We start from the raw sequence: 428 nt of genomic DNA on the forward strand, positions 1-428 counted from the left end.
GTGTAGATCAGCGCCAGTGCCCGATAGGTGCTGAGCGTTCCCAACGTGACGATGAAGGGCTGCAGCCCAACATGGGCGACGAGCACGCCGTTGACGAGGCCGCAGGCAAGACCAATGGCGAAGCCGGCGGCGATGGCCAGCGGAAACGGCACGCCGGCGACCATCATAGAGGCCGAGATGACGGCCGAGAGTGCTGCCGTCGGCCCGACCGACAGGTCGATGCCGCCGGAGATGATGACCAGCGTCATGCCCAGCGCCAGACAGGCATTGATGCTCGACTGCTGCAGGATGTTGATCAGGTTGCGCTCGGCGAAAAAGCCGGGCACCAGCGCGCCGAACACGGCCAGGATCACGACAAGCCCGATCAGCGTGCCGGCGTCGCGCATGGAAACACCGCGCAGGAATTCGGCCTGGGACCGCGCCAGAGT

Annotated in this window: 1 protein-coding gene; it reads right to left on the reverse strand. The window is 65.7% G+C overall.

The window, feature by feature from the left end; translation table 11 throughout:
* A partial coding sequence (locus EN969_RS34975; RefSeq protein ID WP_245467702.1) for an ABC transporter permease occupies positions 1–386 on the reverse strand: 386 nt, incomplete at its 3' end.
* Between the last annotated feature and the right edge of the window lie 42 nt (positions 387–428).

It is taken from the genome of Mesorhizobium sp. M7A.F.Ca.CA.003.01.2.1 (assembly GCF_003998945.1).
GTDB classification, from domain to species: domain Bacteria; phylum Pseudomonadota; class Alphaproteobacteria; order Rhizobiales; family Rhizobiaceae; genus Mesorhizobium; species Mesorhizobium ciceri.